The organism is Nocardia sp. XZ_19_385, assembly GCF_015355755.1.
GTDB lineage: Bacteria > Actinomycetota > Actinomycetes > Mycobacteriales > Mycobacteriaceae > Nocardia.
On record NZ_JACVEE010000001.1, the window covers coordinates 1,181,187 to 1,206,738 of the forward strand.

Here is a 25,552-nt window from a genome sequence, read left to right on the forward strand (position 1 = left end):
CAGCCGGTTTCGGCTGCCTCACTGCAGGCGGGCTGCACAGGGTTTGGGATGATGCCGTGGTGAGTCGAGCACAGACCAGCGGAGACCGTGATGCGCAGCGGCGGTAACGATGGTCCTGCTTCAGGTCGCGAGCGCACGAGCGAACAACTGGCCCCTCTGCCAAACAATCCTTACGACGACCCGCGTTTCGATCTCTCCCGAAGATACCCGGGCGGCCCCAAGGCGAGGGAGCGAGACTACGAAATCGCCTGCGAGGAATACGAGCGCATTTGGCACTTGCATGCGCTCGCGGGCCGGTTCGGCAAGCATGACCAGTATTACGCGCACCGAACCGAAGTCCATCGGGCCGTTGAGGACCTTGCGCACGAAGTTGGCCTGGATGGGCGCACGATCTCGCTCTGGCTCGTGCGTGAGCACAGCTTCCCGTGGCGGGACAACTGCGAGTTGGAGGACCTTCAGCGGCTACTGGCCTTCCTCGCGGCGCCGCCAAACCGGTTAGCCGCCCGCAGGATCCCTAAAGCGGATCCGCGCCACACACCGAATGGATGATGAAAAGCCATCTCGGCGTTTGCGATCGACTGCGGCAGACGACTGCTCATCTACCTGTTCGCATGAAGTTCATCGCCTTCAAGAATCAGCGCAAGCGTCTAAAGCCGCCTTGACCAAAACCTCCGCGCAACTTCGATCGGGACCAGCGTGCTGCCGCAGACACTGGACCTGATCGCCGATCTCTACGCCCCGGTACATCCGATCCAGCCGCGACATGCGGCGGCTTCTGAACGAGACGTTCTATCAGCGCTTCTACATCAATGACCTGGTTGACAGCCGAAAGCTTTTCGTCATGGACGAAAGGCCACAGTGTTCGCCGACCTCCACGAGGCGGCGAGGAGTGTGCCGCGGACCTAATTCTCCCAGGTTGAAGCAGGCCAAAAGACAAAACCGCCGACGCGCGAGCGGTCGGCGGTTCGAATGAGACGGTTTTGGTGGTCCTAGCTGGTTTCGAACCAGCGACCTCTCGCGTGTGAGGCGAGCGCTCTCCCGCTGAGCTATAGGACCTTAACGGGGGGTTCAGGTGGCCGTTTCTCGGCGTTCCGAACGAGATGGAACCTTAGCATGTACCACTGGGGAGGCACCAAATCGCCACCCGGAACTGGTGAAACATGGTGGGGCACAAGTGAGCGCGGCGGAGCAGGCGGTGGGCGGGCCGGATTCAGCGGACGGCTTGTTGGTCCACAGCCCGTAGAAGCGCCTGATGGGTGCGGGGCAACTAGTGAGGGTTGGTGCGATCGGCGAGGCGGGGCCCGAGTGAGGTCACTGGTTCGATCCCAGTACCGCAGAGCCACCGGGACGCGAACTACATCCGTGTCATTCACCCCTTTTGACCAGGCGATTTGTTGCATACGCCGATGGTCGGCTAATGTTCTCTCTCGTCGGAAGGACAGCCGCGAGGCCGCCCTGAAAGACATGCGGATGTGGCGCAGTGGTAGCGCATCACCTTGCCAAGGTGAGGGTCGCGGGTTCAAATCCCGTCATCCGCTCGAGAGGTAGGGCAGTAATACGCCTTTCCCCTTTTTGTACGGTGGAGTGGCCGAGTGGTGAGGCAACGGCCTGCAAAGCCGTGCACACGGGTTCGATTCCCGTCTCCACCTCGCGCGATTAGCTCAGCGGGAGAGCGCTTCCCTGACACGGAAGAGGTCACTGGTTCAATCCCAGTATCGCGCACCAGCAGTACCGAGTAGGCCCCCTTTCGAGGGGGCCTTTCTTGTGTTCGGGGTCAGGTGGTGACGAGGAACAGTACGAGCACCACGGCGGCGGTGATCAAGAGGACCCCGAGGATCACGAATGCCACCAGCCGCCAGTTCGGCGAATGTTGGTCGATGGGAGGTTGCTGGTACGGGCCGCCCCATTGTGGCTGGGGCCCTGGAGGCTGCGAGTAGTCCTGATGCTGCGGACCACCCCATGGCGCCCCCATCGGACCCGAAGGCTGCGACCCGGCCGGTTGCGGACTACCCTTTTGCAGCCCCTCCGACGCGGGATCCCACCACTGTGGAGCCGGAGGTGGGATCCGGTAGTAGAACGACAGCGGAGGATCACTGGGAGGGGTGAGACCCTGCTCAGGCTCGGGTGGAGCAGGCGAGCTGACGTCGATTGGCGCGGCGCTCGGCGGAGCCGGTGCCGTGGAAGGTTTTTCGCTGACCGGCGGCTGGATCGGGAGCCGAACTCCGCGAAGGGACGCCCAATAGCGTTGCGGGAAGGTGTATCCGGCCCGGCCTCGGGGGGCCGTTGCCGAGTGCACGGTGCCGCCGGCGAGGCGGCTCCAGTAGCGGTGTCCGAACGATGTCGCGCTCATGGTTCCACCACCGCCGATTCTGCGGTGGTGCCAGGATCCTGCGCGCGGGGCACTTCGGCGAGGGTGCGAGAGGTTCCGAGCTGGCGGAGTAGGGCTGGGGCGGAAGCGCCCACCGCGATCGCTGCCATCGAGCTGGTGACGTGGTCGTGGAATATCAGGCCTGCGGCGCCGCCGAGCGCCAATCGTGTTGCGGCGACGGCGAGGTCGGGTCCGGGGTCGAAGTAGTCGGCCCAGGGACGGGACTTCTGGTGGGCTCGGCGGGCGTTGCGTCGGTCTTCCTGCCATGCGGACAGGTCGGTCCAGAAGGCGATGAGTTGCACAACCAGACCACCGGCGGCACCGAACGCCAGCGCTGCCCACCAAACCATCCGAACCCCCAAAGCCGCCAGTCGCCAACAGGTTACCGCCGCTACACCGAGATCGCCTGGCTATGGCGGGGTTACGACCCTTCCCCACTGCGGCTGGGTGTAGCCGAGGCGGCCGCGGGTGAGGGTAAGGGCGAGCAGGCCGGAGGCGGCCATGACGGTGACGTTGATCCATTGGTAGACCGGGTCGATGGCGGCGGATTGGAGGCCGTAGGCGAGGTTGGAGAAGGTGTGGGCGGTGACGATCAGCATCACGTTGCCGTTAGAGATGTTGTAGAGCCAGCCGAGGACGAGGGCGAAGCCGGTGGTGGACAACAAGTAGAGGGGGTAGTTCAGGTTGTGTTGGGAGACAGCCGGATTCCACCACAGCGGGAGGTGCCAGAGAGACCAGAGGACGCCGAGGAGCAGGTTCGCGGACCAAGGTGGGAGTTCGGCTTGGAGGTGCGGGAGGGCGTAGCCGTGCCAGCCGAATTCTTCGTCGATGCCGCCGCCGAGAAGGAAGGTGAAGACGAACATCGGGGCCAGGGCCGCCAGCCCTGCGAGTGCGCCTGAGGAGTCCCAGTTTGCGCCCGCGAGGAGCTGGACGGGGAGGGTTCCGAGCACCATCGCGGCCATGCCGAAAGTTCCTAGGAGGTAGAGCCGCGGGGCTGCGCGCCATCGGAAGGCACGGCGTAGGAACGGGCGGACGCCGGCGCCGCCGAAGGGCGTGCTGGCACAGATCAGGGCCGCGAACAGGGGGCCGAGGCCACCCGGGATCATCAGGACGAGCCACGGCACATCGATGGGAAGGGTGCCGCGTTCGATCAAGGCGGCCGGAATCCACCACATCCAGGTGAGAGCGAAAGCCAGCGCGAAGAAGACCGTGACGGGACGTAGCCCCTGTCGCGTTCCCGGGGAGGCACGTTCGGTCGCTCGATGTGTTGCCATGATCGCACCGTAAGCATCGTGATCTCGACGCAACTCAACCTGAAGTACGGCACTCGGCTCATACGCAGAGGTGAGAGAACTCAGGCGAACGGGCGTTAGTACTGCTGGCTTGTTAACGTGGCATATGACCAGCGAATCCGCGACCCACCGCCGCGAGCAGCTCCGGGATTTCCTGCGTGCCCGCCGGGCGCGGATCGCGCCCGCTGACATCGGGTTGCCGGTGGTGGGCAGGCGGCGGACGCCGGGGTTGCGCCGGGAAGAGGTCGCGATGCGGGCCGGGGTCGGGGTGTCCTGGTACACGTGGCTGGAGCAGGGGCGTGACATCACGGTGTCGGGCGAGGTGCTGGACGCGGTCGCGAGGGCGCTGCTGTTGAGTGCGGCGGAGCGGGCGCATCTGTATTTGCTCGCTGGGTTGAATCCGCCTGTCGCGACGCCGGTTTCGGGGCATGAGGTGAGCGCCGAGGTGCTGCATCTGCTGGATGCGTGGGGGCAGCGGCCCGCGGTGTTGCGGGATCGGTTCTGGAATATCTTGGCGTGCAACGACACTGCGCGGGTCGTGTTCGGATTCGATGGGGGCCCGCAGAATTGCTTGCGGACCTTCTTCGTCAATCCTCGCTATCGGGCGATGCACGAGGTGTGGGCCGCGGCCGCGCCGGCGGTGGTGGGCGCGTATCGGGCGGATGCGGCGCACTTCCCCGGTGACAGCGAATTCGAGCGGGTGGTAACGGAACTCAGCGCCGCGAGTCCCGAATTCAAGGAGTTGTGGGAGCGGCACGAGGTGGCCGCGCCGGTGCAGGCGGTGAACGCGATGCGCCATCCCGAGGTGGGCGAGCTGTATTTCGAGACGACGACGCTGACGGTCGCGCACCATCCGGAGTGGTCGATGATCCTCTACAACCCGCAGGAGGGCACCGAGACCGCCGGCCGGTTGGAGCGGCTGCACCGGATCCGGCTGACGGCCTAGCCTGGTGGTGCCGCACCTACGATAAGCGAGCACTGGTTGCGGCCGGGGTGGCTCGGCACGCTGAAGCCATGACGCACAACAGTTTCCGATTCGACGGCAAAATCGCGCTGATCACCGGCGGGACCAGCGGCATGGGATTGGCCGCCGCGCGGCGGCTGCTCGACGAGGGCGCCCAGGTGGTGGTCACCGGACGGGACAAGGCCCGGCTCGACGCCGCCGTGGCCGAACTCGGCGATCGGGTACTCGGAGTGCCCGGCGACGCCGCGAATCTCGCCGATCTCGGCAACCTGGTCACCGCGATCCGGGAGCGGTTCGGGCGACTGGACGTCGTGTTCGCGAACGCGGGCATCGGCGCGTTCCAGGCCCTCGACGCCGTCACCGAGGACGAGTTCTATCGAGTCGTCGACAGCAACTTCAAAGGGGCGTTCTTCACCATCCAGAAGTCGCTGCCGCTGTTGTCGGACGGCGGGGCCATCGTGATCAACGCGTCCTTCGCCTTCCATCGCGGGTCGCCTGGCGCCGCACTGTATTCGGCGAGCAAAGCCGCGGTACAGAACCTGACCCTGACCCTCGCCGCCGAGCTGGCGCCCAGGGGTATCCGGGTCAACTCCGTGAGCCCCGGCTACATCGACACCCCGGCGTTCCGCGCCGAAACCTCCCCTGAAATCCGGGAGGCCGCGGGTTCCAGTGTCGCCACAGGCCGGGTCGGGACGTCCGAGGAGGTCGCCGCCGCGGTTGCCTTCCTCGCTTCCGCCGAGGCCTCGTACATCAACGGGCACGAGCTGCTTGTCGACGGCGGTCTGACCACGGTGATCCCGTCGGCGATGGTATAGGCGGGCGCTTCCCTGGAGGACGCGGGCCGCACACGGCCCGAGTTGTCGGTGTCCGCGACTAGGCTTTGCCCGACAGTGGCGGAGTCGAGGGAAGGGGCACCGGTGACGGCTGATGCGCAGGCAGCACCCGAGACGGGCGCGGACCTCGAGTTCGCCGACGATCTCGAGACGGACGTCTCGTTCGGCCTGGAGGAGATCAACGAGGTGCTGGCCGAGTTGATCGAGGGCCAGGCCGAACGCAGCAGACGCGACGCGGACATCCTCGGATTGCGGCTCGGGGTGAGCGGGGCCCGGCCGGAGACGCTGGCGCACATCGGGGCCCGCTACGACTTGGCGCGAGATCGGGTGCGGCAGTTGCACACCCGGTCGGTCGGGCAGATGCTGCGGGAGGCACCGCTGACCGGGTTGCGGCTGGCGGCATTCACCCGGCGTTATCCGCTGGACGCGCGCGATCCCGCATTGACCCGGGCGCTACTGGTCGAAACGTATGCCACCGAGACAGATCTGGTCGGCAACGAGCTGTCGTATCTGAAACTGCGGCTGGCCGGGCACGCACCCGAGGACGCGAAACGGGTCGCCGGGTATGTCATGCAGCGGATCATGGCGTGGCAGAAGAAAACGAACCGGCGGCTGGCCAAGTTGCACGACGCTGGACCGCTGGCGACTAGCCAGGTGAATTCCTTTATGGGACAAATTGATTGGCCCCAGGGAAAACCCGCGGCCTTGCCGTTGCGGTCAGCGCGCACCGTCGACGGGGACGACGATGGACGCGGGCGGTTCTACCTGGACAAGGTCGGCCGGGACGTCCGATTCGACTCGGCGCTACAGGCGCGCTTGCTGCAAACGCTCAACGCCAGCGAGCTCGTCGACACCTTCCAGGAGCATCCGAGCGCGGTCGGTTTCGAACTCGATGGGGCGGAACAGGTTACGTATCCGGTGATCGCCGCGCGATTCACCGACGGACGCGTCGCGCTGATCGATGTCCAGCCGCTGGGTCACGTCGGCTTCCACGTCAACCGGGCAGCCTCGGCGGCCGCCCGCGCCCACGCGCACAGCAACGGGTGGGGTTGGCTCGTGTGGACGGGTAGCCATATCGGCATACCGGAACTGCTGCACCGCAAGGTGAACCCGCGCATCGAGCAGCGACTACAGGAGCTGCTCGACCGCGGACCGGTGTTCTGGCCCGCGATCCGTCAGCTCCGCGACGAAACCGACCTCGACCTGCTCGACTTCACCGCACTGGTCCTGCGCAACGACTGGCGCTGGGATCGAGCACCATTCCTGCTCCGCGCCGACAACACCGCCGCCTCGACCGACTGACGGCCAACGGGGGTGCGGGTCAGTGCCTCACCAACCAGCAGCCCCTCAGCGCACCACCATCGCCCCGGCAACGAAGGTGACGATCAGCATCATCGAGCAGTAGGTCACCAGCTGCCAGTGGCTGATCGTGTCCTGGAGGCCCTTGATGGTGGCGCGCAGGGAGGCGTCGACGCGGTGGTGGCTGGCGAGTTTGCGATTCGCCTCGGCCAGGGAACCGGCCCGGTCTTCGGTGTCGAGTTCGGCGCGTTCCAGGCGACTGGTCAGCTTCATGATCTGTTTCTGCTTGTCACGGACCGACTTCCGGGACAGGGCCAGGGCGGTGCGCTGGTTGACCAGCTCCTGCCGCTGGCGGGCGATCACCATCGCTTGCGCGTGCGTATGGTGCGTCCAGTCGGTCACGGTGCCCCAGCCTCCTGTCAGTTCGTCGCGGTAACCCCAAACGATCGTGCCGGACAGAAAACCCTCCAGGAAGTCGCGTAGCTCGAACGGGCCGGGGCGCGGTGTGGCCAGCGCCTTGCCGTCGGATGTGAGCATGCCGGATTCGATCAGATAGTCGCAGGCCGGTGGCGCGAAGTTGGCGATGCCGAGCGCGGGTAGGTGCGCGACCCAGTAGCCGGGCTGGCACAGCCACAGCACGCTCTCGCAGCCCGCCTCCCGCAACCGCCTCGTGTGCTCGACCGCGCCCGCGCGGTCCAGCGGCCCGGAACGGACCTCGATGGCGTACTGGCGGTCGCCGATGCGGTAGTAGATGTCGACCGGCAGGGTGCCGATGCGGCGGTCCACTTCGGCCTCGTCGGCGCCCATCGCGAGCAGGCGGCCGCACAGCCAGTATTTGAGGCGCTGGATATCCCATTGGGCGTCAGCGCATTCCGGGCACCGGCAGCTGTATCGGGAGATGCCGGCAGAGGTACCACCCGAGTCTTCCGGAGCCTCGCCGATACCGAGTTCGGCGAGCACCGCTCGGCGCCCGCAAGCCTTGTCCGCACGCTGCTTGGTTCGCACGCGATCACTCCCCTGCCCATAACCACCGCTTGGTCTTGCGACCTAATCCATAGATCAAGAGTGCGTCAGATGTCCGCTGCTCGCCAGCCCCCTATACCCCGCGCCCGGGTGCGCCACAACTGCTGAAAACCTCTCGACCAGCCGATGTGTGGTGCATCACAAGGGATTTCGCAGCGACATGCGAGACGATTACCACAGAAATTCCTGTCGATTGACAATTGCCGCCAATCGCGCAAAACGGCACAGTGATAATTCCGAGACCAAACCGCCCGAACCGGTGGACTTCTCGAACGATTGCCCAGTCCAGCGGTGGTGCGAGGGCCAGACAATTCCGGGCAACACCGACATGGCCTGGACGACATCGCGCACAGCATCGAGAGTGCGGGAAACCGGACAATCCGGCGCGACGGGCAAGTTGCTGGAGAACTTTGCGCGCGCGAAAGTCCCAGCGGGCACGTGAGGTTGGGCGCTCGCCCCGCACACCCGTCGGTTCGCAGATAGAATCGCCCGGGCCACGGGCGTGATCGCGCACTCTATGGGGAAGAAGGTACGGATGGAGCACGGCCAGCAGAGCGGCGACGATTCGATCGGCGAGATCATATCGGGCATCGCGGAGATTTTGCGCGAAGTCAGCGACAAGCTGGATGCGGTGGCGGCCCGGGTCGACGGAGCGCGCGACGAGAGCTCGGTGGCGGCGCGGTTGGCGAAGCTCGAAGCCTGGGCTTTCCGTACCGACCAAGACATTTCGAAGCTGGGTTCGCGGATCGACGGTGTGGAGGGGGGCCCGCGCGCCGAGCCGGTCACCAGAGCCGAGCCCGCGCCCCGGGAAGAGCCCGCGACCCGCGCCGAACGCCGGGAGTTGGCCCGCGCCGAGAATCCCGCCCCGGAACCGGCTCAGCCCGACCTCCCCCAGCGCAGCACCGTCCCGCAGCGCGGCGGCAATCCACCGCGCACCGAAGCCGAGTCCCGCGGCGAACGGCCGTTGCCGCGCGCGGTGGCCAATCGCGGCCCGCAGCCCCCGGCTCGCGCCGACCAGCCCGAGCCGGTCAGCGCTCGCGGCACCGCCGCGGTCGCCGACACCGCTTTCAGCAGCGAACGCCGCCTCCCGACCGTGCCTGCCGCCCTCAACGACTGGGTCGAGCCGAGCGCCGACCCCGCACCGTCGGCCGAACGCCTCGAATCGGTCGGAATCACCCCGCGCAGTGAACGTTTCACTCCCTCGGGCATCACCGAGGCCGCACCGACCACCGCCCCGCACGGCATGGACTACGCCTCGGCGCGCCCCCGCAACGACGAGCCGCCACGACCTCCGGGCCTCACCGAGCTCCCGACGCGCACACCGCAGTCGCCCGCGAACCTCAATGGCCGCTCCGAGGGCTTCAACGGCAGCCCCGACATCACCGGCCGCTCCGAAACCCAAACTCCCGCAAGCCTCAACGGCCGACTGGAAAGCCTCACCAACTCCACCGCCCGGCCCGAAAGCACTCACTTCACCGGCCGCCCGGACACCCCCACCCACATCACCGGAAGCGGCCGCCTCGAACCCCCGCCCAGCGGCGGCTTCGACTCCCCTGCGCCAACCCTCAACGGCCGCAACGAATCCGGTTTGACCTCGCCCCGCCCCGAGCCCGACATCTCCACCACCGCCCCGCAACGGCCGACCGTCGACGACAACGCCCACGTCGACAAGCTCCAGGCCATGCTCGACGAACTCAAACGAAACCCGCACGGCCCCTTCGGCCGCCCACTGGGCACCCCACCCGGCGAGCTACCGACCTGAGCACGCCATCCATCCACGCCGCCCGAAGCCATGCTTCGGGCGGAATGTTGCGCAGATAGGCGTCCTAGTCGGCGTCGGGTTCGCCGGACGGCTCGAAGTGGTCCACGTTGCACAGTCCGCTTCGACACCGAGCATCGGCAAAGCCCGTCGAAGGTAGATATGGTCGAAAGGTGCCTGACCCCGCCTTCGCACACCCTCGTCTCGCTCCCCTCTACGACTTCTTCGAAGGACCCCGGAGGGATCTGGACGCCTACCTCGACATCGCCGACGAGCTGGGCGCGGGCCGAGTCCTCGACATCGGCTGCGGGACAGGGAGTTTAGCGATCCGGCTCGCAGCGCGCGGTCGCATCGTGGTAGGAGTCGACCCGGCGGAAGCATCCCTCGAGATCGCGAAAGCGAAACCTGGCGGCTCCGTGGTGACGTGGCTACCCGGTGACGCCGCGGCAGCGTCGGGCGTCGATGCCGACCTCGCGGTGATGACCGGAAATGTCGCACAGGCATTCACCACCGACGAAGACTGGATCCGGACCCTCGAAGAGGTCCACGCCGCGCTGCGGGCGGGCGGGCACCTGGTATTCGAGACCAGGCGTCCGGAGCGCCGGGCCTGGGAAGAATGGGCCGCCGACCCCGCCCACCTGATCCTCGATGTTCCCGGAATCGGCCAGGTGGAGCAGCGTCGGCAAGTTCTCGAGGTGAAGCTGCCGCTCGTCTCTTTCCGCTACACCTACCGATTCCTGGCCGACGGCACAGCCATCAGCTCGGACTCGACGCTTCGATTTCGCGACCGCGACGAGGTCGAATCCAGTTTGCGCGCAACCGGATATCGCGTGCTGGACGTCCGGGACGCCCCGGATCGTCCAGGCCGCGAGTTCGTCTTCGTCGCGCTGCGCGGCTAGCTGATCAGCGGTGGTCGGCGTGCGGACGCTGAGGTTGGGCGTAGAGCGGTTCGGTGGGTGGGGCGTGCTTGTCGCTGCCGGTGTGTTTGCGCTCGCCGAGGCCGCGGTAGGACGACGGCTTGACCGGGCGGATCCATTGGGCGAGGCGGGTTCTCAAGGGTAGTCGGAAGTGCAGGTCCGCCAGCATTTCGTCGATGTTGTGCAGGGTGAACGGGGTGACGGCGGTGCCGTGGGCGTGGTGGCCGGCGGTGCCGGCTTCCATCCAGCGGAGGCGGTCCTCGACCTGGGCGGCCATGTCTTCGGCGGCCGGGAGCGGGATGCGGCCGTTGAGGAGGGCCGCGGTCCAGTGCGCGCCGACTTCGGCGCTGAGGGTGGCTACGGGTGAGGCGTTGTAGCCGGCGAAGGTCAGGTTGGGGACGGTGACGGGGAGGATGTGGCGGTGCAGGCGGAAGTTGCCGTCGTCGTCGGTGAGCTGACGCTGGATGTAGGGGGTGAGGAACGGGACGCGCTGCTGGAAACCGGTGGCGCACACCACGATGTCGGCAGGCAAGTGCTCGCCGGTATCGAGCTGAACGGCGGGACCCTGTGGAGTGCCGAACATTTCGGTGATCGAGCTGTCGCGGGCGACGAAGATGCGGCCGTCGCGGACCTGTTCGTAGAAGCCCTCGGTGGCCAGGGAGAAGGTGCTCTGCGCGATCTCCTCGAAGCGGGTGTCCGGCACCAGGTCCAGTTCCCGCAGCTGAGTCTGCTTGGTGGCGAGTTCGCGCAGCAGGTCGAAGTTGCTGTCGCGGAAGGAGACTCCGCCGCCGTGCAGGAAGCGTTCGAACCAGCCGAGCTGCTGGTAGCGGAAATGCGCCTCCCCCATCCGGGTCAGCATCAGGCGCTCGTAGTCGAAGCCGGGCGCGACCTTGCGCGGCAGCTTCCACAGCAGGCGGCGCGCAACCACCGTCGTCGACGCCGCGACATGGCTGACGGCCTCGGCGATATCGCACGCGGACTGGCCGTAACCGACGATCACCACATTGCGGCCACGCGCCCATTCGGCGTCGTGGAAGTCGGTGGAATGGCACAGGTAACCGCCGGCCGACTGGAACTTGTCGGCGCCCCGGTACTCGGGCATGGCGGGTTCGCTGTAGACACCGTTGGCGATCACCAGGTGATCGCAGGAGGTGCGATGGATCCCGGTTTCGTCGCGGACCTCGAGCAGCCAGCCGCTGTCGACCGGATCGGCGGCGACCACCTCGGTGCCCAGCCGCAGGTTCTCCCGCAGCCCGAACTGCTGCACATACCGTTCCAGGTAGGCCTGCATCTGCGCGCCGTCGGGGACGCGCGGGTAGTCCTCGGGCATGGGGAAGTCCGAGAAGTGGTAGGTGTTGCGGCTGTTCTGCGTGCGCAACCCCGGATAGCGCCGGGACGCGCTCCACACACCCCCCACGTCCGGAGCCCGGTCGAATACCTCGACCGGAAACCCTTCCCTGCTCAAAACCTTCGCGCTGGCCAGGCCTGCAATACCCGCACCAACGATCGCGATGCGGTTCCCGCTCGTCATGGGCACCGAGATTACCCGTATGCGGGCACCCGTAATGCCCGCGCGCCCGATTTCGGCGGATACCAACAGGTTAGAACGCTGTTTACCGCGCGGTCACAACCATTCGGGCCTTGCCGTGCGGCACCGTGGTGATATTGCGCACCCGCCCGCGTTCGGGTTTCGCGGCGGCCGGGGCGAGCGCGTAGCGGGTGAGGATCTCCCGCAGCACCACAGCCCCCTCCATCATCGAGAAACCCGCGCCGATGCAGCGGCGCACTCCGCCGCCGAACGGCAGCCAGGTGTGCGGCTCCACTTCGCCCTCCAGGAACCGGGCCGGACGGAACGCCTCGACGTCGGCATAGTTCTGCGGGCTGCGGTGCGCCAGCGTGATGGAGCAGCTGACAGTGGTGCCCGCGGGCAGCGTCCAGCCCGCGACGGTGGTCTCGGTGGTGAGCCGGCGGACCGCGCCCGGGATCACCGGGTGCAGCCGCATCGCCTCCTTCAGCACGGCTTCCAACGCTTTGTCGTCCTCGTCCCGCGCGGCCTCGAACGCCGCCCGCTGCACCGAAGGATGCACCGAAAGCTCGTAGAGCGCCCAGGACAGTGCCGCGGCGGTCGTCTCGTGCCCGGCCAGCAGCAGGGTGATGAGTTGGTCGCGCAGTTCCGCGTCCGTCAGCGGCGGCTCGTCGCCTTCGGAGCCGACGTGCAGCAGCCGCGACAGCACGTCGGCGCGGTCGGCGAGATCGGGAGCGGCGCGACGCGCGGCGATCTCCCGGTACAGCAGGTTGTCGACGGCGATCAGGTTGGCGTGGAACGCCTTCCACGGGCGATAGCGCCGCAGACCGGGGATCCGCAGCCCGGCGTACTGCAGCGCGCCGACATTCACGATGTGACGCAGGCGCGGCACCAGCTCGGCGCGGATGGCCGCATCCGTGACGCCGAAGACCACCCGCATGATGACCTCGAGGGTCAGCGCGTTCATCCGGTCCAGCGTGACCACCGTGGAATTCGGTTGCCACCGCGCGACCTCCGCCGCGGCGATCTCGGTGACCAGCTCGCGATAGCCGCGCAGCGACGTGTTGTTGAACGCGGGCAGCAGCAGCTTGCGGGTCCGCGCGTGCTCGGCTTCATCGGTGAGCAGCACCGAATGCTCGCCCATCACCGGGCCGAGGATGTTGTTCGCTTCGCCCGCGTGCATGGTGCGCGGGTCACCGGTGAAGACCTCCCGGATGTGTTCGGGGCGGGAGAACACCACGACGTTGTCGTTGAACGGCGGCACCCGCACCGCGAAGACATCGCCGTAGCGCCGTCGCAGCGCACCCAGGAACAGGGAACGGCGGCGCAGATAGAGGAAGGTCTGCACCGGCGCGGGCAGCGGCGGCCCTGGTGGATAGGTCGCGGTCATCGAGCCTCCCTGGGGTGCGGCATGCACTGCAGCCAATGTCCCACAACTGCCGCAGCGACAGCGTCATGCCACGGGCGGATCCGGCCGCCCGGCCCGAGCTGATCGATTCGCCCCGCAGCCTGCGAAGGTGGCCGCTACCCTCCGATGATGAGTTCGATTGCGCCGGTCCTGCGCGGCGCCCGGATCGCGAACTCGTTCGCGTTCGCCCTGCAGGGTTTCTTCTTCGCCGTTGTCCTCACCGAATTACCGCAGCAGCAGGAGAAATTCGGGTTATCCGACGGACTCATCGCCGGCTCCATCGTGGTGGTGTCGCTGCTGGCCGGTGGCGGCAGCGTGCTGGCCGAGCAGCTCGCCGTACGGTGGTCGAGCCAGACCACGTTGCGACTGGGTCTGCTGCTGGTCACCGTGACCGGATGCGCGATCGCGTTCGCGCCGAACACCGTTGGGCTGCTGGTCGCGCTGTGCAGCTACGGCGTCGCGCTCGGCATGGTCGACGCGAGCACGAACATGCAGGCGGTATTCATCCAGCACGGATACGGCACTTTCATCCTGTCCTCGTTCTACGCGGCCTGGAGCGCGGGCTCGATCACCGGTGCGCTGTTCGTCGCCGGCGCCGAAGCGCTCGAGGTGACCTTGCGGCAGACTCTGCTGGCCGCGGCGGTGATCGTGCTGGCCGCCGGACTGGTGCTGGGGCCACGCCTGCTCGGCGCCGACGAAGCCGAAGCGAGTCCCGCGGAACAACTTCCGAGCGAATCCGAGGCGATCCGCGCGGTCGCCTTGCGGGCCTACCTCGGCTTCGGCATCGCGATGGCGCTGGTCTTCGCCATCGACCTCTCCGTGGGCAGCTTCTCCGCGCTGTACTTGGAAAACGACGACACCCTGCGCGCCGGCGCCTCCACCGCCGCACTCGCGCTCGCCGCCTACCAGGGCGCCTCGCTGCTGGCCCGGCTCACCGGCGACTGGTGGGTGCGGCGCTTCGGCCCACGCCAAGTGGTGCGGGTGGCCGCCGCGATCGGTGTCGCGGGCATGGCGCTGGTGATCGCCGCGCCCGCACCGGCCGTGGCCATCGCCGGATTCTTCATCGCGGGCATCGGCCTGCCGGTGATCGCGCCGCTGTGCTTCAGCGAGGCCGGACGGCTCGCTAGCGGACGGGCCCTGGACTCGCTCATCGCCCGCCTGAACCTGTTCAACTACGCGGGCACCCTGATCGGCGGCGGGCTGGTGGGCGCGGTCGCGGCGGGGTTCAGTCATCGGGTGAGTTTCCTGGTCCCGCTGCTGTTCGCGGCGGTCCTGATCGGGCTCGCGGGGGTGTTTCATTCCCGCGCCGAAGCGGGCAAGCACCCCGGCGGTGATCACGGACGTGCTTCACTGGAGAAATGAGCACATCACCGGTCATCGTGGACCGGGCCGGACTGTGGGACGCAGAGGCCCTCAGTGACGTTGCGGCCGCGACCTTTCCCCTCGCGTGCCCGCCCGACGCCACCGCCGATGACATCGACATCTTCATCACCGAGGTCCTCTCCGGTGAAAGGTTCGGCGACTACCTGACCGATCCCGCGTTCACCGTGCTCAAAGCCTGCGCGGATGACGAAATCGTCGGTTACGCGATGCTGCACACGGGTGAACCGGCCGATCCGGAGGTCGCCGCGGCGGTGAACCTGAGCCCGGTGGTGGAGATCAGCAAGATGTATGTACTGCCCGGGCATCACGGCAGTGGCATCTCCAAAGCGCTGATGCGGGCGTCGCTGGAGCGGGCGCGAGAAGAGGGCGCTGCCGGGGTCTGGCTCGGGGTGAACCAGCGCAACGAACGCGCCCTGCGGTTCTACACCAAGCATGGGTTTCAGCGCGTCGGGACCAAGACGTTCCTGGTCGGGCGGCAGACGCACCACGATTTCGTGATGCGCTTGGTGTTCTCGGATGGCAAGGGGCGCTAGGCCTTCAGGAACTCGATCAATGCCGCGGAGAAGCCCGGGTCGGCCACGGCCATGAGGTGGTCGCCGGGTACGACGACCGCGCGACCGTCGGGCAGGGCGGCGGCGAGACGTTCGGGTTCCGCGGCGAACGGGTCCGCGGCGCCGGCGAGAACCAGTGCGGGAACGGTGATGTCGTCCAGCGTCTTGATCGGTTCCTCGTCGAGCCCCTTGGCGACCGCTTTGATCGCGTCGATGTCGGCGTGCACCGCGTCGGCGAGAATCCGGAACATCCGTGCCGTCGGCGGTGCGGCGGCCCCGTCTCCGGTCATCGCTGCCTGTAGGTCTTCGACGTCGATGACGCGCCGATCGATACCGCCGCAATCGATTACGCCCGAGCCGATGCCGCCGACGACAAGCTTCTTGACCCGCGGATCGGCCGCGGTGACCAGCAGCGAGATCACCCCGCCCATCGAATAACCCACCTGCACAACCTCATCCAGGCCCAGCTCGTCGTAGAGCGCACGCACGTCCTTGGCCATGGCCGCCCAGGAATACCGGGCAGCATCGTGCGGCTTCTCGGAGCGGCCGTGCCCGCGCGCGTCCAGCGAGACCACGGTGTGCCCCGCCGCCTGCAGCGCACGCACCACGCCCATCCCGATCCAATTGGCGCCGGTATCGGCAACTACGCCGTGCTGCAACACAACCGGGGTGCCTTCGCCCTCCCACACGCGATAGCTGAGCTCCAGCCCGTCCCAGGTCTTGAACGTCGTCATACCCGCAGCATAGTGACGGCGCCCGAATTGTCCGCTGGTTCGCCGGGCACCCATTCGTCCACCGCAGGCAGGCACGTCGCCGTACCGCATTGTCAGGCCAGCATTTTCGCCTTCAGAGCGGCGACATCGGAATCACTGAGCCCCAGCCCATCGCGCACATAGTTGCCGAAGCTGCCGTAGCTCTGGTTGACCTGATCGAACGCGCCGTCCAGCCAGGCCTGCTGCACACCATTGAGTCCGTCGCCTTCGGTGGCGCCGCGGTAGACGTTGGACAGCAGGTAGTCCTGGGTGACGGTGTCGCGATCCACGCCCAGGATCGTCAGCAGCACCGCGGCGGTCCAGCCGGTGCGGTCCTTACCGGCAGTGCAATGGAACAGCACCGCACCGTCTTCGGTGTCGATGATGTCGCGCAGCACCGTGGCGAACGCGGTGTTCGCGCCCGGCGCGGTGATGAACGCGCGGTACAGGTCATCGCCGCCGGTGAGGGTGGTCATCATGGTCTGCGGCGGGGCCTGCCCGATGACATCGACCCAGCGTTCGGTCGCGCCCGCGGGCACCCGGTCCGGGGCGATGGTCCGCTCGTAGACCGTGCGCAGATCCTCGACGACGCGCACGTTGCCCAGCGCGGCCAGATCCTCCGGAGTGGCGTTGTTGAGCTGGCCGGTGCGCAACACCAGGCCGGTGCGCACCAGGCGACCGTCGGCGGTGCGGTAGCCGCCCACGTCACGGCCGTTCTGGACGCCGGTCAGATGCAGCGAACGGTCGAACTCGGTGGCCGAGGCGGGGGCGGCGAGGGCCGTTCCGGCGACGGGCCCGAAGGCGATGGCAAGGCCGGTGGCCGCGGCGACACAGCCGCGGAGGGCACGATCTCGGGACACGCGGGACTTCCTGACGTCGGTTCGGGCTGAGGCAGTTACTACTTCACGCGGTCGCGGCTTCGAAGCGGGAAAGCGCGAGCAGCCTGGAGATTGCCCGGAGGTATTTCTTTCGGTAGCCGCCGTCCAGCATCTCCTGGGAGAAGATCTCGTCCAGCTTGGCACCGGAGACGGTGACCGGAATGCTGGCGTCGTAGAGGCGGTCGGCGAGCACGACGATGCGCAACGCGACCGCCTGGTCGGTGACCGGGTGCACACCGGAGATGTAGACCGCGGACACACCGGAGATCAGCGCACCGAACTTCGACGGGTGCAGCGTGCTCAGGTGCTTCAACAGCTCGTCGTAGTCGTCGAGCGTGGAATGCGGTGTGGCAGCGGCCCGTTCGGTGAGCACCTCGGAGGAGGTGGGTTCCGGGGCGGGCGGCAGATCCCGGTGCCGGTAGTCGGGGCCGTCGACCCGCACCGGATCGAAGATCGCGCCCAGCTTCTTGATCTCACGCATGAAATCCTGTGCGGCGAAACGACCCTCACCGAGCTGGCCCGGCAGCGTGTTGGAGGTCGCGACGATCGACACCCCGCGCGCCGACAGTTCGGTCAGCAAGCGCGAGACGAGCATGGTGTCGCCCGGATCGTCGAGCTCGAATTCGTCGATGCACAGCACGCTGTTGGCCGCCAGCCGCTCCACGGCATTGTTGAAGCCGAGCGCGCCGACCAGGTTGGTGACCTCACCGAAGGTGCCGAACGACTTGGGCGCCGGCGCGCTGTGGAAGATCGAGGCCAGCAGGTGGGTCTTGCCGACACCGAAGCCGCCGTCGAGGTACAGGCCCGCGCCGGTGACCGGCTTCTTCTTACCGAACAGGCTCTTCTTGTTGGCCGCCTTGTGGATCGCGGCGACCTGACCGGCGAACTGCTCGGCCTTGGCGACCGCGGCGGCCTGGCTGGGCTCGTTCGGGTCGGGAATGTAGGAGGCGAAACTGACCTCATCGAACATGGGGGGCGGCACCATCTGGGCGACGAGTTGATCGGCCGGCACCTCAGGGTGACGGTCGACGAGGCGTTCCTGCATGGACAAAGCGTACGGACGTGGTGTGATCGGTAGTCATGCAGCGTATCCCCAATGCGATCCAGCTCACAGAACTCGACGCGGACGGCCTAGCTGAGCTGTACGCCTACCCGACCAGCCTCGATGCGCCCTGGGTGCGGGCGAATTTCGTCGCCAGCATCGACGGGGCGGCCACGGCGGGCGACAAATCCGAAGGGCTCGGCACGCCCTCCGACAAACAGGTCTTCATGCTTTTGCGCGATCTGGCCGACGTGATCCTGGTCGGCGCGGGCACCGTCCGTGCCGAGAACTACGGCGGCGCGCGCACCGACGCGCAACGCCGGCGCACGCTCCACGACCAGGGCTTCGGCGGGCACCGGGACGGAACGCCGCCGCCGATCGCAGTGGTCACCGCCAGTGCCGCACTGGAACCCGGCTGCCGCCTGTTCACCGACACCGAGGTCCCGCCGCTGATCATCACCACCTCCACCGCGCCCGAGGACCGCAAACGCGCACTCGCCGACGCCGGCGCGGAAGTCATCGAAGCCGGTGGCGTGGCCGTCACCCCGAAGGCGCTGCTGAAGGCGCTCGCCGAACGCGGACTGCACCGCGTGCTGTGTGAAGGCGGCCCGCACCTGTTCGGTGAACTCCTGGAAGCCGACGTGGTCGACGAGCTGTGCCTGACCACCGCGCCGCTGCTGATCGGCGGCACCGCACGGCGAATCGCGTTGTCCGCCCACGAGTTCCAATCCGCCATGACACGCCGCCAGCTGCTGCTCGACGACGACGGCACCATCCTCACCCGGTGGGTCCGGCGCTGACCCGCCCTGTGGCAGGCTGTACCGCATGCGCTGGACTCGAGCCGCTGTAGTGGCCTCGACACTGTCGATCGTTCTCACCGGGTGCGGGGCGGGCCCCTCCGACCGCCCCGGTGTCGCTGTCGAGCGCCCGGCCGTCGGCGACGTGAAGACTCCCGTTACCACCCCGGTCGCTCCGCCGAAGCGCGCCACGGTGCCCAAGACCGATCTGAGTTGGCGCGACTGCACCACCCCCACGGTGAACCTGCTCGGTCTCGGCCCGGCCCCTGCGGGCCTGGTGCTGGAGTGCGCCGAATTCTCCACCCCGATCGACAGCCAGGGCACCGTCATCGGCAGTTTCCGCACCGGCGCGATGCGGGCGCGGCTGCCGCAGACCCCGCCCGACGCGGCTCCGCTGGTGCTCACCTCCGGCACCGACCGCTCCTCCACCGCGACCCTCGCGGGCCTGGCCGTCGGCAGTGGCGGCGCCGGTCTGCTCACCACCCGGCCGATCGTCGCGGTCGACCGCCGCGGCCTGGGCACCTCGCAGCCGATCGACTGCCTGCCCGCCGAGATCCGCCGCGGCCTGGCCGACAACGGCCAATTCAGCACCGGCACAGGCAATCCCGCCGAAGTGGTGTCGGGGCTGAGCCAGGAGGCCACCGTCTCCTGCCGCGATTTCCTGCAACCCTACGAAGGCCTCTTCGACGCCCCGCACGCCGCCGACGACATCGAGCAGCTGCGCAAGCAGTGGGAAGTCGACAACATCGACCTGCTCGGCACCGGCAACGGCGCCAAAGTCGCGCTCAGCTATGCGCGCAAGTTCGGCGACCACCTGTCGCGGCTGGTGCTCGACTCCCCCGAGGCCGTCAATACCGACTCGGTCACCCGCGAGGAACAGCGACTGCAAGGCGCCGAAGCGGCCCTGACCGCATTCGCCCAGCGCTGCAAAGGCATGAACTGCTCGCTCGGCGCCGACCCGCGCGCCGCCATCGTCGACCTGGTGAACAAGGCCGGCAACGGCGGGCTCGGCGACGTCTCGGCGAAGGCTCTGCTCACCGCGATCACCGGCTTCCTCGGCAGCCCGCGCGCCGATCAGTCCAACCGGGTCGGCGAATTGGCCGACGCGCTGTCGGCCGCCGGGCGCGGGGACAGCACCGCGCTGGGCAACCTGATCCTGCGCGAGTCAGCGGCGACCGCCAGCGACGGACAATTCGTCAACCGCTGCACCGACACCCAGCAGCCGCCCACGCCCGGCAAGGCCGCCGAACTCGCCACCCTGTGGGGGCAGAAGTATCCGGTGTTCGGCCGGACCGCGGCGCTGAGCCTGCTGGATTGCTCGGCCTGGCCGGTGCCTTCGCCCGCTCCCATGCCGGAGCAGCTGAATCTGGCGGTGCTGGTGCTGAATTCGGTCGCCGACCCGGTCAAGGGCAACGGCGGCACCGCGTCGGTCACCGGCGCGCTGGGCTCCGCGGGCGCCCGGCATGCCACCGTGAACTGGCAGGGCTGGGGCCATCCGGTGTTCACGCACTCCGGGTGCGCGCAGCGGGCGCTGCTGGAATATCTGGCCGAGGCGAAGCTGCCGGCGGACGGTACCGCCTGCCCGGCTTGATCTTCCGCCGCGCCTGAACACCCCGCCCGGCAACCGGCCGTGACCGAATCCGGTGTACGGTGCGCCAGTGTTACTTCGACAGATCGAGCCGCGCACCGCTCGTACTACCGCCGAGGTGATCAAGTTCGCATTGTGGCCGATTGCGGTCATGACCGTGCTGAACCGGGTCTTCATCAAGGCTGTCAACGGATTCGTCACCGATGATTTCCGGCCCGTGTACGACGCGTCGCTGGCGTTCCTCAACGGGCGCCCGGTCTACACCGCGAACTTCGACTCTGTCGATCCGCACTATCTGTACTACCCGAGCGGCACGTTGCTGTTCGCGCCGGTCGCGATCATCGACTACGAGAAGGCGCGCTGGCTGTTCATCCTGTTGAACGTCGCCGCCATCCTGGTCGCCTGGTATCTGCTGCTGCGGTTGTTCAAGTACAGCGTGAAATCCGTTGCGGCGCCGGTGTTGCTGCTCGCGATGTTCATGTCCGAGAGCGTCACCAACACGCTGATCTTCACCAACGTCAACGGCTGTCTGCTGCTGTGCGAGCTGCTCTTCATCCATCTGCTGCTCTCGCGCCGCGACCTGTGGGCGGGCGCCATCATGGGCTTGAGCATCGCGGTGAAACCGACACTCGCGCCGCTGCTGCTGATCGCGCTGGTGCGCGGCCAGTGGAAGGTGTTCATCACCGCGATCGGCGTGCCGCTGGTGTTGAACGTGATCGCCTGGCCGTTGGTGAAAGACCCGATGGACTTCGTCCGGCGCACCCTGCCCTATCTCGGGCACACCCGGGACTACTTCAACAGCGCTATCGAGGGCAACGGGGCCTACTACGGCCTGCCCGTCTGGCTGACCTGGAGTATCCGCTTGGCGATGGGCGTCGTCGTCGCGCTCACGCTGTGGATCCTGTACCGGTACTACCGCGAGGACGAACTGTTCTTCATCACCACGTCCTCCGGCGTGCTGCTGATCGCGTCGTGGCTGTTGCCCTCGCTGGGCCAGATGTACTACTCGATGATGGTGTTCCCGTTCATGATGTCGGTGGTGCTGCGCAATTCGGTGCTGCGGACCTGGCCGGCCTGGCTGGCGGCATTCGGGTTCCTGTCCTACGACAAATGGCTGTCGGACCGCTGGCCGAGCATCGGGCGTGACCTGGAGTACCTGCGCATCACCTTCGGCTGGGGTCTGATGCTGATCGTGGTGTTCTGCGTGCTCGGTGACCGGTATCTCAACGCGCGCCGCGAAGGGCGTCTGGTGGCCGGGCAGAGCTTGGATCCGGCCTGGATGAAGCATGCGCCGGACTCGCGGGATCAGGCCGAGGAACCGCAGCCTGTGACGGAGCCGGTCAATGGCTCGACCCCCTCTACCGCGAAACGTATTAGCGTGGAGCCATGAGAGCGAGCGCAGCGAGCGAACCAACAACACAGCGCCCAGCGCTCATGGCGGTGCCGAGCGTTAGCGAGGCAGTGTCATGAGTGCTGATCTTCCTGCGCCGCGGATCCAGCTGACGCCCCAGGAGTGGAAGGCGAAGCTGAGCCCCGACGAGTACCAGGTCCTGCGCGAGGCGGGGACCGAGCGTCCGTTCGTCGGCGAATACACCGACACCAAGACCGAAGGCGTGTACGTCTGCCGGGCGTGTGACGCCGAATTGTTCCGCAGCACCGAGAAATTCGATTCGCACTGCGGGTGGCCGTCGTTCTTCGATCCGGCCGAGTCCGAGGCGGTGATTCTGCGCCCGGATGATTCGCTGGGGATGCGCCGCGTCGAGGTGCTGTGCGCGAACTGCCACAGCCACCTCGGCCACGTCTTCGAGGGCGAGGGCTACAACACACCCACCGACCAGCGCTACTGCATCAACTCGATCTCGCTGCGACTGCACCCCTCGGGCAACGCAGCGGAGTGAACCGGCCATCCGCGCTGTGCGCAGCGTACGGGTAGCAACACGAATCAGGCATGCCCCGAAAATTCGGGGCATGCCTTCGTGCTCAACGGAAATCGGCTAGATGGTCGAGGACCCACTCGCGATAGGTGTGCGCGGGCGCGCCGGTGACCTCGGCGACGGTGGACAGCACCGGCTCCGGATGTGCGGTCATCTCGTCCATCCCCGCCAAGGCGTTGTGCACGTCGTCGACCGGCATCCAAGCGGACATCTCCGCCAGCGTGTCCTGCCGGGACATCTTCTCGAATCGCACCGGTACCCCGAGCGCGTCGGCGATGATCCGCGCCCGCTGCGGGGCGGTCAGGGCTTCGGGACCGGTCACCTCGTAGACGCCGCCGGTGTGGCCCTCGAGCAGGGCTCGGACGCCCACTGCGGCGATATCCCGCTCGTGGATGACCGATCTGGCCCACTCGTCGTAGTGCTCGCGCACAACACCTTCCGCGCGAATGGACTCCGCCCAGCCGAGGTCGTTGCCGGCGAAGCCGCCCGCGCGCACGAAGGTCCGGCCGACCCCCGTTTCGTCGATGAGCCGCTCGAGGAAGCCGTGCGAACCGAGTACCGCGCCGGCCTGCTCGTCGGCGCCCCTGGCGGACAAGTAGACGATGTGCCGCGCCCGCTCGGCGAGCTTCTGCACCACCTTCGGTGCGGCCGCGTCCGCTTCCAACGTCGGCCACACCAGGAACACCGCGTGCACACCGTCGAGCGCGGTATCCACGCTGCCCGGATCCGACAGATCGCCGCGGACGACCTCGACGCCAGGCGGCAGGTCCGCCGCCTCGGGGCGACGGACCAGCGCGCGAACGTCGACGCCCGCATCGTGTAGTTGGTGGACGGCCGCGCGGCCGACCTTGCCTGTTGCACCGGTAACCAGAATCATGGGACCGATGCTGCTACCTGAACCAATGTTCAGGTCAACCTGCGCTGCTCAGGGCAGGGCTGCGATGAGCTTGGCGACCTCGACCCGCGGGCCGGTGTAGAACGGGATCTCCTCGCGCACATGCAGGCGCGCTTCGGTGGCCCGCAGGTCGCGCATCAGGTCGACGATGCGGTGCAGCTCGGGCGCCTCGAAGGCCAGGATCCACTCGTAGTCGCCGAGCGCGAACGAGCTCACGGTGTTGGCGCGCACATCGGGGTAGCCGCGCGCGGCCTTGCCGTGGTCGGCGAGCATTTTGCGGCGCTCGTCGTCGGGCAGCAGGTACCACTCGTAGGAGCGCACGAACGGGTAGACGCAGATGTAGTTACCGGCGTCCTCGCCCGCGAGGAACGCGGGGACGTGGCTCTTGTTGAACTCCGCCGGGCGATGCAGCGCGACATTGCTCCACACCGGTGTGCTGGCCCGCCCGAGGTCGGTGGTGCGCCGGAAATCGGCGTACGCGGCCTGCAGTTCCTCGACGTGCTCGGCGTGGGTCCAGATCATGAAGTCGGCGTCGGCGCGCATCCCGGCCACGTCGTAGAGCCCGCGCACCACGACGCCCTTGTCCTCGAGCCCGTCGAAGAACGCCTGCGCGTCCGCGATCGCCTTGGCCCGATCCTCCCCGAGCACACCCGGTTTCACCTGGAACACCGAGAACATCAGGTACCGGATGGTGGAGTTGAGGGCCTGGTAATCGAGTCGCGCCATGCTCCCATCGTGCCACTGCGCTACCAGGCGGCGGTGTCCGGCTCCCCGTGCTACTCCCAGCGACCAGAAGGGTGCATCCAGGTCCGCAATGGTTTCCGTCAGGCGCTCGACGTCGATGCTGTGCAGGGGCGGCCGACGCGGTGCGCGGATCGGGTTGCTCGGAGACGAGAGTCCGGGTTCCAGCCGAATGCCGGACGGGATTGCGACAGCCTTGGTGTGGCTAGGACAACTGAGCAGCAATGCGGCGAGCAGCGGCGTCACCAGAGGCGACGCAGGCCGGGACGCCGACGCCGTGCAGATACGCACCGGCGACGGCGAAGTTCGGCAATTCCGCTGTGACGGATTCGATTTCGGCGACGCGGTCGGTGTGCCCGGGCGCGTACTGAGCCAGGCCACCCGGCCAGCGCTGCACAGTCGCGCCGACCGGTTCGATGGCGATCCCGGTGACGTGGGCGAGGTCTTCGGCAGCCGCGGTGACGAGCTTGTCGTCAGACCAGGACAGCACCGAATCGTCGCCGAATTTGCCGAAAGAGGCGCGGACGAGCGCGGTTTCGCGGTCGGCCAGGTGCGGCCATTTTCGACTGGAGAGGGTGAACGCCTTGGCGCGCAAGGATTCTCCGGTCGCGACGAGAATGCCGGAGTTGTCCGGGAGCGGAGTGTCGCGAGGTAGGGCGAGGGCGACCACCACCGAAGACGACAGTTCGATTCCGGCCGCGGCCGACGCGGCGGCGGGGGCGAGGGTGCGCAGCAAACGGGCAGTCACGGGGGCAGGCGTCGCAAGGACGACCGCGTCGACCGTGCCGAACGGATCGAGCACCCAGCCATGGGTCGACTTCGCGAGCCGGGTGGCCGGCGCATCGGTGACGATGCGCGCGCCGGACTTCTCGGCCAAAGCGTCGAGCAGAACTCGGTAGCCGTCCCGGATACCGCCGAACACGGGGCTCTTCGACGGCGGCGGCGTGGCGGCGGCCACCGCATGGGTCAGGCTGGGCGCGCCCCCGTCCAGTGCGGCGGCCAGGGTCGGCAGCGCCGCGCGGACGCCGATGGAACGGGAGCTGCCCGCATAGACGCCACCCAGCAAGGGGTCGACGCTGCGTTCGGCCACCTGCGCGCCGAAGCGGTCGGCGATCAGGCTGTAGACGTCGATATCGGAATCGGGGTACCAGGCGAAGGGCCGCTTGGTTTCGGCGGCGATCTTCGCGAGGGTGTCGTCGTCGACGAGTCCGCGCATCTGCTCGGCGCGCGTCGGAATGCCCATCAGCGTGCGCTCCGGCAGCGGATGCGCGACACCACCCGACCAGAGCAGCGGACGCTTCCCCGCGGGCAGCACCAGCTGGGTTTCCAGTCCGAGCTCGCGGAGCAACTGCGGGACTTCCGGCCGCCGTCCGACGAAGGCCTCGGCCCCCAGATCCAAAGGCTCCCCCGCTACTTCGCCGGTGTGCAGGATCCCGCCGACTCGGCCGGCGCGGTCGGTCACCAGGATGTCGGCCCGCGGGCCGAGCAGCATCCGCAGTCGATACGCCGCGACCAGTCCGCTGATGCCCCCGCCCACGACCGCGATTCTCATGGTTGCGACGGTAACCCTCGCCCGGGGATGCGCCGCCGCCCGGTCCGCCTC

General features: G+C 67.7%; 24 protein-coding genes and 4 tRNA genes. 15 read left to right on the forward strand and 13 right to left on the reverse strand.

From position 1 onward, the window contains the following. Positions 1 to 90: 90 nt before the first annotated feature. Positions 91 to 549 (forward strand): hypothetical protein, encoded by a 459-nt coding sequence (locus IBX22_RS05400; RefSeq protein ID WP_194814259.1) that lies wholly within the window; start codon positions 91 to 93, stop codon positions 547 to 549. Between the two features lie 432 nt (positions 550 to 981). On the opposite strand, the gene IBX22_RS05405 is transcribed toward IBX22_RS05400, so the two are convergent. Next, positions 982 to 1,056, reverse strand: a tRNA-Val gene (locus IBX22_RS05405). Positions 1,057 to 1,466: 410 nt separating this feature from the next. Between IBX22_RS05405 and IBX22_RS05410 the strand changes: the two genes are divergently transcribed. The 3 genes from IBX22_RS05410 to IBX22_RS05420 all read left to right on the forward strand — a co-directional run bounded on the left by IBX22_RS05410 (position 1,467) and on the right by IBX22_RS05420 (position 1,725). After that, positions 1,467 to 1,538 (forward strand) — tRNA-Gly (locus IBX22_RS05410). A gap of 40 nt (positions 1,539 to 1,578) precedes the next feature. Beyond that, positions 1,579 to 1,649, forward strand: a tRNA-Cys gene (locus IBX22_RS05415). A 1-nt stretch (position 1,650) separates the two neighbouring features. After that, a tRNA-Val gene (locus tag IBX22_RS05420) sits at positions 1,651 to 1,725 on the forward strand. A 49-nt stretch (positions 1,726 to 1,774) separates the two neighbouring features. On the opposite strand, the gene IBX22_RS05425 is transcribed toward IBX22_RS05420, so the two are convergent. The 3 genes from IBX22_RS05425 to IBX22_RS05435 all read right to left on the reverse strand — a co-directional run bounded on the left by IBX22_RS05425 (position 1,775) and on the right by IBX22_RS05435 (position 3,642). Further along, positions 1,775 to 1,972 carry a hypothetical protein gene (locus tag IBX22_RS05425; protein ID WP_194814260.1) on the reverse strand — a complete coding sequence of 66 codons (198 nt, stop codon included), beginning with the start codon at positions 1,970 to 1,972 and terminating at the stop codon, positions 1,775 to 1,777. A 374-nt stretch (positions 1,973 to 2,346) separates the two neighbouring features. Continuing rightward, positions 2,347 to 2,718, reverse strand: a complete 372-nt coding sequence (locus tag IBX22_RS05430; protein ID WP_194814261.1) for a hypothetical protein — start codon at positions 2,716 to 2,718, stop codon at positions 2,347 to 2,349. 60 nt (positions 2,719 to 2,778) lie between these two features. Continuing rightward, positions 2,779 to 3,642 (reverse strand): CPBP family intramembrane glutamic endopeptidase, encoded by an 864-nt coding sequence (locus IBX22_RS05435; RefSeq protein ID WP_194814262.1) that lies wholly within the window; start codon positions 3,640 to 3,642, stop codon positions 2,779 to 2,781. 124 nt (positions 3,643 to 3,766) lie between these two features. Between IBX22_RS05435 and IBX22_RS05440 the strand changes: the two genes are divergently transcribed. From IBX22_RS05440 to IBX22_RS05450, 3 genes are all read left to right on the forward strand, one after another. After that, complete coding sequence (locus tag IBX22_RS05440; RefSeq protein ID WP_194814263.1) at positions 3,767 to 4,606, forward strand: helix-turn-helix transcriptional regulator; 840 nt, start codon at positions 3,767 to 3,769, stop codon at positions 4,604 to 4,606. A 68-nt stretch (positions 4,607 to 4,674) separates the two neighbouring features. Then, positions 4,675 to 5,439, forward strand: a complete 765-nt coding sequence (locus IBX22_RS05445; RefSeq protein WP_194814264.1) for a glucose 1-dehydrogenase — start codon at positions 4,675 to 4,677, stop codon at positions 5,437 to 5,439. A gap of 102 nt (positions 5,440 to 5,541) precedes the next feature. After that, positions 5,542 to 6,759: a hypothetical protein gene (locus tag IBX22_RS05450; protein ID WP_194814265.1), complete on the forward strand. Its 1,218-nt coding sequence runs from the start codon at positions 5,542 to 5,544 to the stop codon at positions 6,757 to 6,759. Positions 6,760 to 6,804: 45 nt separating this feature from the next. Here the strand turns inward: IBX22_RS05450 and IBX22_RS05455 are convergent, their stop codons facing one another. Further along, positions 6,805 to 7,761, reverse strand: coding sequence for a hypothetical protein (locus IBX22_RS05455; RefSeq protein ID WP_309234432.1), 957 nt, complete (start codon positions 7,759 to 7,761; stop codon positions 6,805 to 6,807). Between the two features lie 535 nt (positions 7,762 to 8,296). On the opposite strand from IBX22_RS05455, the gene IBX22_RS05460 reads away from it, so the two are divergent. Both IBX22_RS05460 and IBX22_RS05465 read left to right on the forward strand, forming a co-directional pair. Next, positions 8,297 to 9,541, forward strand: a complete 1,245-nt coding sequence (locus IBX22_RS05460) for a hypothetical protein (protein WP_194814266.1) — start codon at positions 8,297 to 8,299, stop codon at positions 9,539 to 9,541. A 170-nt stretch (positions 9,542 to 9,711) separates the two neighbouring features. Then, positions 9,712 to 10,437 (forward strand): class I SAM-dependent methyltransferase, encoded by a 726-nt coding sequence (locus tag IBX22_RS05465; protein ID WP_194814267.1) that lies wholly within the window; start codon positions 9,712 to 9,714, stop codon positions 10,435 to 10,437. Between the two features lie 4 nt (positions 10,438 to 10,441). On the opposite strand, the gene IBX22_RS05470 is transcribed toward IBX22_RS05465, so the two are convergent. Both IBX22_RS05470 and IBX22_RS05475 read right to left on the reverse strand, forming a co-directional pair. Continuing rightward, the gene (locus tag IBX22_RS05470; protein ID WP_194814268.1) at positions 10,442 to 11,986 is read right to left on the reverse strand and encodes an NAD(P)/FAD-dependent oxidoreductase; all 1,545 of its coding nucleotides are present in this window, start codon (positions 11,984 to 11,986) and stop codon (positions 10,442 to 10,444) included. 82 nt (positions 11,987 to 12,068) lie between these two features. Then, positions 12,069 to 13,370, reverse strand: coding sequence for a cytochrome P450 (locus IBX22_RS05475; protein WP_194814269.1), 1,302 nt, complete (start codon positions 13,368 to 13,370; stop codon positions 12,069 to 12,071). Between the two features lie 147 nt (positions 13,371 to 13,517). On the opposite strand from IBX22_RS05475, the gene IBX22_RS05480 reads away from it, so the two are divergent. Together IBX22_RS05480 and IBX22_RS05485 are read left to right on the forward strand one after the other, a co-directional pair. After that, positions 13,518 to 14,750, forward strand: a complete 1,233-nt coding sequence (locus tag IBX22_RS05480) for an MFS transporter (protein WP_194814270.1) — start codon at positions 13,518 to 13,520, stop codon at positions 14,748 to 14,750. Beyond that, a complete protein-coding gene (locus IBX22_RS05485) occupies positions 14,747 to 15,304 on the forward strand; it encodes a GNAT family N-acetyltransferase (protein WP_194814271.1) in 558 nt (185 codons plus the stop codon). The genes IBX22_RS05480 and IBX22_RS05485 overlap by 4 nt, the downstream gene beginning before the upstream one ends. Here the strand turns inward: IBX22_RS05485 and IBX22_RS05490 are convergent. From IBX22_RS05490 to zapE, 3 genes are all read right to left on the reverse strand, one after another. After that, positions 15,301 to 16,056 (reverse strand): alpha/beta fold hydrolase, encoded by a 756-nt coding sequence (locus tag IBX22_RS05490; protein WP_194814272.1) that lies wholly within the window; start codon positions 16,054 to 16,056, stop codon positions 15,301 to 15,303. The two genes, IBX22_RS05485 and IBX22_RS05490, sit on opposite strands and share 4 nt — an antisense overlap. A 92-nt stretch (positions 16,057 to 16,148) precedes the next feature. Further along, complete coding sequence (locus IBX22_RS05495) at positions 16,149 to 16,934, reverse strand: tyrosine-protein phosphatase (protein WP_194814273.1); 786 nt, start codon at positions 16,932 to 16,934, stop codon at positions 16,149 to 16,151. Positions 16,935 to 16,977: 43 nt separating this feature from the next. Next, the gene (zapE, locus tag IBX22_RS05500; RefSeq protein ID WP_194814274.1) at positions 16,978 to 17,997 is read right to left on the reverse strand and encodes a cell division protein ZapE; all 1,020 of its coding nucleotides are present in this window, start codon (positions 17,995 to 17,997) and stop codon (positions 16,978 to 16,980) included. Positions 17,998 to 18,032: 35 nt separating this feature from the next. Here zapE and IBX22_RS05505 point away from each other — a divergent pair, with 35 nt between their 5' ends. The 4 genes from IBX22_RS05505 to msrB all read left to right on the forward strand — a co-directional run bounded on the left by IBX22_RS05505 (position 18,033) and on the right by msrB (position 22,277). Then, a complete protein-coding gene (locus IBX22_RS05505; protein ID WP_194814275.1) occupies positions 18,033 to 18,794 on the forward strand; it encodes a pyrimidine reductase family protein in 762 nt (253 codons plus the stop codon). A gap of 25 nt (positions 18,795 to 18,819) precedes the next feature. Beyond that, positions 18,820 to 20,382: an alpha/beta hydrolase gene (locus IBX22_RS05510; protein WP_194814276.1), complete on the forward strand. Its 1,563-nt coding sequence runs from the start codon at positions 18,820 to 18,822 to the stop codon at positions 20,380 to 20,382. Positions 20,383 to 20,449: 67 nt separating this feature from the next. Then, positions 20,450 to 21,769, forward strand: a complete 1,320-nt coding sequence (locus IBX22_RS05515) for a glycosyltransferase family 87 protein (RefSeq protein ID WP_194814277.1) — start codon at positions 20,450 to 20,452, stop codon at positions 21,767 to 21,769. A gap of 76 nt (positions 21,770 to 21,845) precedes the next feature. Further along, the gene (gene msrB, locus IBX22_RS05520; RefSeq protein ID WP_194814278.1) at positions 21,846 to 22,277 is read left to right on the forward strand and encodes a peptide-methionine (R)-S-oxide reductase MsrB; all 432 of its coding nucleotides are present in this window, start codon (positions 21,846 to 21,848) and stop codon (positions 22,275 to 22,277) included. Positions 22,278 to 22,359: 82 nt separating this feature from the next. Here the strand turns inward: msrB and IBX22_RS05525 are convergent, their stop codons facing one another. From IBX22_RS05525 to IBX22_RS05535, 3 genes are all read right to left on the reverse strand, one after another. Continuing rightward, on the reverse strand, positions 22,360 to 23,190 hold the full coding sequence (locus IBX22_RS05525) for an SDR family oxidoreductase (RefSeq protein ID WP_194814279.1): 831 nt from the start codon (positions 23,188 to 23,190) through the stop codon (positions 22,360 to 22,362). A gap of 48 nt (positions 23,191 to 23,238) precedes the next feature. Next, positions 23,239 to 23,934: a hydrogen peroxide-dependent heme synthase gene (gene hemQ / locus IBX22_RS05530; RefSeq protein ID WP_194814280.1), complete on the reverse strand. Its 696-nt coding sequence runs from the start codon at positions 23,932 to 23,934 to the stop codon at positions 23,239 to 23,241. A 220-nt stretch (positions 23,935 to 24,154) separates the two neighbouring features. Next, positions 24,155 to 25,501 carry a protoporphyrinogen oxidase gene (locus IBX22_RS05535; RefSeq protein ID WP_194814281.1) on the reverse strand — a complete coding sequence of 449 codons (1,347 nt, stop codon included), beginning with the start codon at positions 25,499 to 25,501 and terminating at the stop codon, positions 24,155 to 24,157. Positions 25,502 to 25,552 lie beyond the last annotated feature (51 nt).

What these genes read in the sequence shown, in the direction of transcription:
- zapE (WP_194814274.1), bottom strand. Translation starts at nt 17,997, where the DNA reads ATGCAGGAACGCCTCGTCGACCGTCACCCTGAGGTGCCGGCCGATCAA.
- IBX22_RS05525 (WP_194814279.1), bottom strand. Translation starts at nt 23,190, where the DNA reads ATGATTCTGGTTACCGGTGCAACAGGCAAGGTCGGCCGCGCGGCCGTC.
- IBX22_RS05440 (WP_194814263.1), top strand. Translation starts at nt 3,767, where the DNA reads ATGACCAGCGAATCCGCGACCCACCGCCGCGAGCAGCTCCGGGATTTC.
- IBX22_RS05490 (WP_194814272.1), bottom strand. Translation starts at nt 16,056, where the DNA reads ATGACGACGTTCAAGACCTGGGACGGGCTGGAGCTCAGCTATCGCGTG.
- IBX22_RS05425 (WP_194814260.1), bottom strand. Translation starts at nt 1,972, where the DNA reads ATGGGGGCGCCATGGGGTGGTCCGCAGCATCAGGACTACTCGCAGCCT.
- IBX22_RS05400 (WP_194814259.1), top strand. Translation starts at nt 91, where the DNA reads ATGCGCAGCGGCGGTAACGATGGTCCTGCTTCAGGTCGCGAGCGCACG.
- hemQ (WP_194814280.1), bottom strand. Translation starts at nt 23,934, where the DNA reads ATGGCGCGACTCGATTACCAGGCCCTCAACTCCACCATCCGGTACCTG.
- IBX22_RS05445 (WP_194814264.1), top strand. Translation starts at nt 4,675, where the DNA reads ATGACGCACAACAGTTTCCGATTCGACGGCAAAATCGCGCTGATCACC.
- IBX22_RS05535 (WP_194814281.1), bottom strand. Translation starts at nt 25,501, where the DNA reads ATGAGAATCGCGGTCGTGGGCGGGGGCATCAGCGGACTGGTCGCGGCG.
- IBX22_RS05435 (WP_194814262.1), bottom strand. Translation starts at nt 3,642, where the DNA reads ATGGCAACACATCGAGCGACCGAACGTGCCTCCCCGGGAACGCGACAG.
- IBX22_RS05480 (WP_194814270.1), top strand. Translation starts at nt 13,518, where the DNA reads ATGAGTTCGATTGCGCCGGTCCTGCGCGGCGCCCGGATCGCGAACTCG.
- IBX22_RS05505 (WP_194814275.1), top strand. Translation starts at nt 18,033, where the DNA reads ATGCAGCGTATCCCCAATGCGATCCAGCTCACAGAACTCGACGCGGAC.
- IBX22_RS05510 (WP_194814276.1), top strand. Translation starts at nt 18,820, where the DNA reads ATGCGCTGGACTCGAGCCGCTGTAGTGGCCTCGACACTGTCGATCGTT.
- IBX22_RS05460 (WP_194814266.1), top strand. Translation starts at nt 8,297, where the DNA reads ATGGGGAAGAAGGTACGGATGGAGCACGGCCAGCAGAGCGGCGACGAT.
- msrB (WP_194814278.1), top strand. Translation starts at nt 21,846, where the DNA reads ATGAGTGCTGATCTTCCTGCGCCGCGGATCCAGCTGACGCCCCAGGAG.
- IBX22_RS05475 (WP_194814269.1), bottom strand. Translation starts at nt 13,370, where the DNA reads ATGACCGCGACCTATCCACCAGGGCCGCCGCTGCCCGCGCCGGTGCAG.
- IBX22_RS05430 (WP_194814261.1), bottom strand. Translation starts at nt 2,718, where the DNA reads ATGGTTTGGTGGGCAGCGCTGGCGTTCGGTGCCGCCGGTGGTCTGGTT.
- IBX22_RS05485 (WP_194814271.1), top strand. Translation starts at nt 14,747, where the DNA reads ATGAGCACATCACCGGTCATCGTGGACCGGGCCGGACTGTGGGACGCA.
- IBX22_RS05470 (WP_194814268.1), bottom strand. Translation starts at nt 11,986, where the DNA reads ATGACGAGCGGGAACCGCATCGCGATCGTTGGTGCGGGTATTGCAGGC.